General features: G+C 59.8%; 5 protein-coding genes. 4 read left to right on the top strand and 1 reads right to left on the bottom strand.

Translation table 11 applies throughout. The annotated features are described in order from the left end of the window. Positions 1 to 107: 107 nt before the first annotated feature. The 4 genes from pta (at position 108) to GOW56_RS06040 (ending at position 5756) form a co-directional block, all read left to right on the top strand. Positions 108 to 1115, top strand: coding sequence for a phosphate acetyltransferase (gene pta / locus GOW56_RS06055; RefSeq protein ID WP_171205306.1), 1008 nt, complete (start codon positions 108 to 110; stop codon positions 1113 to 1115). A 90-nt stretch (positions 1116 to 1205) separates the two neighbouring features. Continuing rightward, positions 1206 to 4025, top strand: coding sequence for a molybdopterin oxidoreductase family protein (locus tag GOW56_RS06050; protein ID WP_171205305.1), 2820 nt, complete (start codon positions 1206 to 1208; stop codon positions 4023 to 4025). A gap of 109 nt (positions 4026 to 4134) precedes the next feature. Continuing rightward, complete coding sequence (locus tag GOW56_RS06045) at positions 4135 to 4884, top strand: 4Fe-4S dicluster domain-containing protein (protein WP_171172200.1); 750 nt, start codon at positions 4135 to 4137, stop codon at positions 4882 to 4884. Further along, positions 4884 to 5756 (top strand): DmsC/YnfH family molybdoenzyme membrane anchor subunit, encoded by an 873-nt coding sequence (locus GOW56_RS06040; protein ID WP_152459220.1) that lies wholly within the window; start codon positions 4884 to 4886, stop codon positions 5754 to 5756. Before GOW56_RS06045 ends, GOW56_RS06040 begins: the two co-directional genes overlap by 1 nt. A 135-nt stretch (positions 5757 to 5891) precedes the next feature. Here the strand turns inward: GOW56_RS06040 and dapA are convergent, their stop codons facing one another. Further along, positions 5892 to 6764 carry a 4-hydroxy-tetrahydrodipicolinate synthase gene (gene dapA, locus GOW56_RS06035; protein WP_171172202.1) on the bottom strand — a complete coding sequence of 291 codons (873 nt, stop codon included), beginning with the start codon at positions 6762 to 6764 and terminating at the stop codon, positions 5892 to 5894. Positions 6765 to 6793: the final 29 nt, after the last annotated feature.

Raw genomic sequence — 6793 nt, 5'->3', positions numbered from 1 at the left:
CGAACCCTTCCGCCGCGACGCAATGAAAAAACCCGTCGCCGTCGCAGGAATCTCGGCCGACGACATGAAAGCTCAGGAAGCGTGATCAAAGGACGAGGCCAGAGCGTATGACAATGACACCAATTGAACTGTTGCGTCAGAACGCCCCGGCCTCGCGCCCTGTGATTTCTTTATGCGAAGGCAGTGATCCCCGCGTCGTTGCGGGGGCGCTGGCCGCCCACCAGGCCGGACTGGCCGATGTCATTCTGGTCGGTCCACAAGCCGAGGTCGAAGCCGCCCTCAAGAACCAGAATGCCGCTCGCTCTGACGGCGTCATGGTTCACGACCCGGCAACCTCGGACCTGACCGAGGAATTTGCCCAAACCTATTTTGAACTGCGCCAACACAAGGGCGTCGATCCGGCCAAAGCCCGTGCCGCCGTTGAAACACCGCCAGTCTATGCCGCCATGCTGGTACGCAGCGGGCGGGCCACTGGAACCGTAGGTGGTGCCGTTCACACGACCGGAGACATTGTACGCGCGGCCATTCAGGTGATCGGCATGGCCCCAGATGCCGGAATGGTATCGTCTTTTTTCCTGATGTACCCGCCGGAAATCGCTCAGCCCGGAGCGCGGGCAATGCTCTATTCGGACTGCGGCCTGGTCATCGATCCCAGCGCTGACGAGTTGAGCAAAATTGCCATCGCCTCGGCCAGATCGGCGCGGGCACTGCTGCGGGTAGACCCCAAGATCGCCATGCTCAGCTTTTCGACAAAGGGCAGCGCAAAGCATCCCGACGTAGATAAGGTGATCGAGGCCACTGAAACACTGCGCCAAAGTTCCCCGGATCTCGAGGTCGACGGCGAGCTTCAGTTCGACGCGGCCTTCGTGCCCTCGGTCGGGGATCGCAAATCGCCCGGATCTTCGGTCGCTGGTCAGGCCAACGTGATGATCTTTCCCAATCTCGACGCGGGCAATATCGGCTACAAGATCACGCAACGACTGGGGGGTTACACCGCGATCGGCCCGGTTTTGCAGGGGCTGGCCCGACCCGCCAATGATCTTTCCCGCGGATGCAGCGCCGAAGATGTGACCCAGATGATCGCCGTGACGGCACTGCAAGCTATCAGGGAATAAAACTCAGAACTCACGTCGTTTCCAGAACGATGTTCTCAAATCGGAAGGAAAGTGACAAAGTCCTCCCGACACAACCGACAGGACCCGCCAATGACCCATCAGCAGCCGATCCTTGAAACGTCTCCGAAAGTTTCGGACGAGGTCCGCAAAACCACCTGTTATATGTGCGCCTGCCGCTGCGGCATCAACGTTCACATGAAAGACGGCAATGTCGCCTATATCGAAGGAAACCGGGACCACCCGGTCAACAAGGGTGTTTTGTGCGCCAAGGGCTCTGCCGGGATCATGCAGGTCAACGCCCCTTCTCGGCTGCGCAAACCGCTGAAGCGTGTCGGCCCACGTGGCTCGGGTGAATTTCGCGAAATCGAGTGGGACGAGGCGCTCAGCACTGCTGTGGGCTGGCTGAACGAACTGCATGAAACCGCACCGCAGAAGCTGGCCTTTTTCACAGGCCGCGACCAGAGCCAGAGCTTCACCAGTTTCTGGGCCCAGAATTTCGGCACTCCGAACTACGCAGCCCACGGCGGCTTCTGCTCGGTCAATATGGCGGCCGGTGGCATTTACACGATGGGTGGCGCGTTTTGGGAGTTTGGACAACCCGACTGGGATCACACCAAACTGTTCATGCTGTTCGGCGTCGCCGAAGATCATGACAGCAACCCGATAAAAATGGGGATCGGCAAGATCAAGGCGCGCGGCGCACGGGTGATCGGAGTGAATCCGGTCCGGTCGGGCTATAACGCTGTTGCCGACGACTGGGTAGGCATCACACCCGGAACAGACGGGCTGTTCATTTTGTCGCTGATCCACGTTCTGATGAAAGCCGGCAAGATCGATCTGGATTACCTGAGCCGCTATACCAATGCGCCGGTTCTGGTGAACGCAAGCGAGGGTGCGGAAAAGGGCCTGTTCCTGCGCGACGAGGACGGCAAGCCGCTGGTTATTGATCGCAAGACGGGCGAGCCAACCGCATTCGACAAGCCCGGCGTGCGCCCGGACCTGTCGGCGACCTATGACAAGGACGGTGTGACGCACCGCCCCGTTTTCCACCTGATGGCCGAAAAATACCTCAGCGACGAACACGCGCCCGAGGCGGTGGCCGATCGCTGCGGCATCCCCGCCAAACGTATCCGGGCCATTGCCGCTGAAATCGCCAGGGTCGCTTTTGACGAAGCGATCGAACTGAATCAGGAATGGGTTGATTTTCGGGGTGAAAAGCACTCGAAGATGATTGGTCGACCCGTCAGCTTCCATTCCATGCGGGGCGTATCAGCCCATGCCAACGGATTCCAGACCTGCCGCGCACTGCATGTGCTGCAGATCATGCTGGGAACAGTCGAGGTACCGGGCGGTTTCCGCTTCAAGCCACCCTATCCCAAACCAGTCGAAGCACACCCGACGCCTCATGGCGACAGGCGTCCGGGACGTCCGCTGAACGGCCCGCATCTGGGCTTTCCACGTGGTCCCGAAGACCTGCTGCTGGACGACTGCGGCACGCCGCAACGCATCGACAAGGCATTCACCTGGGAAAACCCGATGTCCGTGCACGGCTTGATGCACATGGTGATTTCGAACGCAGCGGCTGGTGATCCCTACAAGATCGACACCCTGTTCATGTACATGGCGAACATGTCGTGGAATTCCTCCATGAACACCAAAGGTGTGATGGAGATGCTGACGGCCAAGACCGATGACGGCAATTACGTCATCCCGCGCATCATCTACTCCGACGCCTATTCTTCGGAAATGGTGGCTTACGCCGACCTGATCCTGCCCGACACCACCTATCTCGAGCGGCACGACTGTATCTCGCTGCTGGATCGCCCGATCTGCGAGGCCGACGCCGCAGCAGACGCCATTCGCTGGCCAGTGGTCGAACCCGACCGTGACGTGCGTGGTTTCCAGTCGGTTCTGATCGAGCTGGCCAACCGTATGAGCCTGCCGGGTTTCACGAATGAAGACGGCAGCCCAAAGTGGAAAGACTACGCGGATTACATCGTAAACCACGAACGACGCCCTGGCATCGGCCCGCTGGCCGGTTTCCGGGGTCCAGACGGCGACAAGGAAGGCCGCGGCGAGGTCAATTCGGATCAGCTGAACCGGTATATCGAAAACGGCGGATTTTATGTGGCGCATATCCCGGAAGGCGCGGATTACTACAAACCGTGGAACACCGCCTATCAGAACTGGGCCGTCGGGATGGGCATCTATGACAGCCCTCAGCCCTATCTGTTCCAGCTCTATTCCGAACCGATGCGCCGGTTCCAGCTGGCTGCCGAAGGTCACGGAGACCGCCAGCCGCCCGAGCACCTGCGCCAGCGCATCAAGGACACCATGGATCCGCTGCCGATCTGGTACGAAACCGACCAGCACGGAAATGAAGGCTTCACCGTCAACGCCCTGACCCAGCGCCCAATGGCCATGTATCACAGTTGGGGCACACAGAACGCGTGGCTGCGCCAGTTGCACGGGCAAAACCCGCTGTACGTCCCGACCAAACTGATGCGAGAACACAACCTGCAAGACGGCGACTGGGCAAAAGTCAGCTCCCCCCACGGTGAAATCACCGTGCCGGTGATGGAGATGGCCGCGCTGAATGACAACACGGTCTGGACATGGAACGCCATCGGCAAACGCAAGGGCGCCTGGGCCTTGCAGGACGACGCGCCAGAAGCGACCAAAGGTTTCCTGCTCAATCACCTGATTCACGAATTGCTGCCGTCCAAAAATGATGGAATGCGCTGGGCCAACTCGGACCCGATCACTGGTCAGGCGGCATGGTTCGACCTGAAGGTCAAAATCGAAAAAGCCGACGCACCTGCCGATGCGCAAAGCCAGCCGAATTTCGACCCGATCAAATCTCCTGTCGGAACCGGCCCTGAGAACCTGGCCTGGAAGGTGGGCAAATGACCCGGATCCGCACTTCATCTGGCCAAAAATATCCCGGGGGTGAATTGAGCCGCAGGCTCAAGAGGGGGCTGGCCCCCTCACCTGCCCTCAACAGCAGAGGTTCCCTGACATGACCCAGCTACCAAACTCCACTGACCGCAAGATGGGCCTGGTCATCGACCTGGACACCTGTGTCGGCTGCCACGCCTGCGTTATTTCCTGCAAAGGCTGGAACACGGAAAATTACGGGGCCCCTCTTTCGGATCAGGACGCCTATGGTGCAAACCCTTCGGGCACCTTTCTCAACCGCGTGCATTCCTACGAAGTGCAACCTGCCGACGGGCATGCCCAGCTGATCCACTTCCCGAAATCCTGCCTGCATTGCGAAGACGCGCCCTGTGTTACCGTTTGCCCCACCGGCGCCAGCTACAAACGGGTCGAGGATGGCATCGTCCTGGTCAATGAAAGCGATTGCATCGGATGCGGCCTGTGCGCCTGGTCCTGCCCTTACGGTGCGCGGGAACTGGATGTGGCCGAGGGCGTGATGAAGAAATGCACACTGTGCGTGGACCGCATCTACAACGAAAACCTTCCCGAGGTCGACCGTATCCCCTCCTGTGTTCGCACCTGCCCTGCGGGCGCAAGGCACTTTGGCGATCTGGGCGACCCTGACAGCGATGTCAGCCAGCTGGTTGCAGAACGGGGCGGCATGGACCTGATGCCGGAAATGGGCACCAAACCCGTCAACAAATACCTGCCCCCGCGCCCCAAGGACACCGTGGAAGACCAGATCGACATACTGGCCCCCCTGCTGGCACCCATCGCTGACGAGCCCAAAGGGTTCCTCGGCTGGCTCGACAAGACGTTGGAGAAACTCTGATGCATCCCGCACCCTCCGTCATTCTGTTCACCACCCTGTCCGGTCTGGGATTTGGACTGCTGTTCTTTCTTGGCCTGGGGTTTCCGGCTGTCTCGGGTTGGGTGGCTTTTGTGTTCTTCGCCATTGCCTATGGTCTGGCCGTCGGCGGGCTTTTGGCTTCGACCTTCCACCTGGGCCATCCGGAACGGGCCTTGAAGGCGTTCACTCAATGGAAAACCAGCTGGCTCAGCCGTGAAGGTTGGTGTGCCGTCCTCGCGCTGGTCATCATGGGGCTCTATGCGATTGGCGTGGTGTTTCTGGACCAACGCTGGGGTTTTCTGGGCTGGATCGGCGCAGGGTTGTCGCTGGCCACAGTGTTCACGACCTCGATGATCTACACGCAGCTCAAGACCATCCCACGCTGGAACATGAACCTGACACCTGCCATGTTTCTCAGCTTCAGCCTGGCCGGTGGTGCATTGCTGGCAGGTCAGACAAGCGCAGCTCTGCCGCTGCTGCTGATCGCGGCGCTGGTGCAGATACTGTACTGGCGCAAGGGGGATCAGGCGTTTGCGTTATCGGGAACGGATCTGGGAACAGCCACCGGGCTTGGCGCACGCGGATCCGTCCGCGCCTTTGAGCCGCCCCATACCGGCACCAATTATCTGCTGCGAGAATTCGTTCACGTGGTCGGGCGCAAACACGCCGAAAAACTGCGGCTGATCTCGTTCGTTCTGGCATTCGTGCTGCCGGTTCTGCTGTTGCTGCTGCCGTTCAATCACGTCTTCGCCCTGCTGGCCGTGGCCTCGCATCTGGCAGGTGTTGCAACGTCGCGCTGGCTGTTCTTTGCGCAGGCCGAACATGTCGTGGGGCTGTATTACGGCAAACGCTGAGGGGGCTCTGCCCCCGCCGCGGCAAGCCGCGACTCCCCCGGGATATTTTTTGGCCAGATGAAGTCTGGATACATCAAAAAGAAAGGGCGGCGCTCAAGGTTTGAGGCCGCCCTTCGTCGTATTCTGAAATACCAGTCAGATCAGGCCGGCATGGGCCATTGCGGCCTCGATTGCATCCTTGGTGCTGTCTTCCAGCTCGGTCAGGGGTGAACGCACTTCGGTGCTGCAAAGGCCCAGTTTGCTGAGTGCATATTTGGCACCGACAAGGCCCGGCTCGATGAAGATCGCCTCATGCAGCGGCATCAGCTTGTCCTGATACTCCAACGCTTTTGCATAATCTCCGGCCAGCGTGGCCTGCTGGAATTCGGCGCAGAGCTTGGGGGCCACGTTTGCGGTGACCGAGATGCAGCCAACACCACCATGGGCGTTAAACCCAAGGGCCGTGGCGTCTTCGCCGGACAATTGGCAGAAATCCGCGCCGCAAGTTGCACGCTGCTGGCTGACACGGGCCAGATCGCCCGTTGCATCCTTGACCCCGACGATGCGAGGAAGCTTGGCCAGTTCACCCATCGTGGCAGGTGTCATGTCAATGACTGAGCGGCCCGGAATGTTGTAGATGATAATCGGGATATCCGCGGCCGCATGCAGCGCCTGGAAATGCGCGATCAGGCCGCGCTGAGTTGGTTTGTTGTAATACGGCGTGACGACCAGTGCCGCATCCGCTCCTACTTTTTCCGCGAACTGAACGAAGCGGACAGCTTCGACCGTGTTGTTCGACCCGGCACCGGCAATGACAGGAACGCGGCCCGCAGCGGTTTTAACAACCTCTTCGATCACCGTTTCATGCTCTTCGTGGCTGAGCGTCGGGCTTTCACCGGTTGTTCCCACAGGCACCAGCCCGGTCGAGCCTTCGGATATCTGCCAGTCCACCAGATGTTTGAGCGTTTTCAGGTCCAACTCGCCGTTGTTGAACGGGGTGACGAGGGCTGGCATCGAGCCTTTGAACATGACACGCTCCTTCAAGGTGCATTTTGCAG

Source organism: Ruegeria sp. HKCCA0235A, assembly GCF_013033235.1.
In the GTDB taxonomy this organism is placed as follows: domain Bacteria; phylum Pseudomonadota; class Alphaproteobacteria; order Rhodobacterales; family Rhodobacteraceae; genus Ruegeria.
This window is presented reverse-complemented; position numbering and strand designations above follow the sequence as displayed.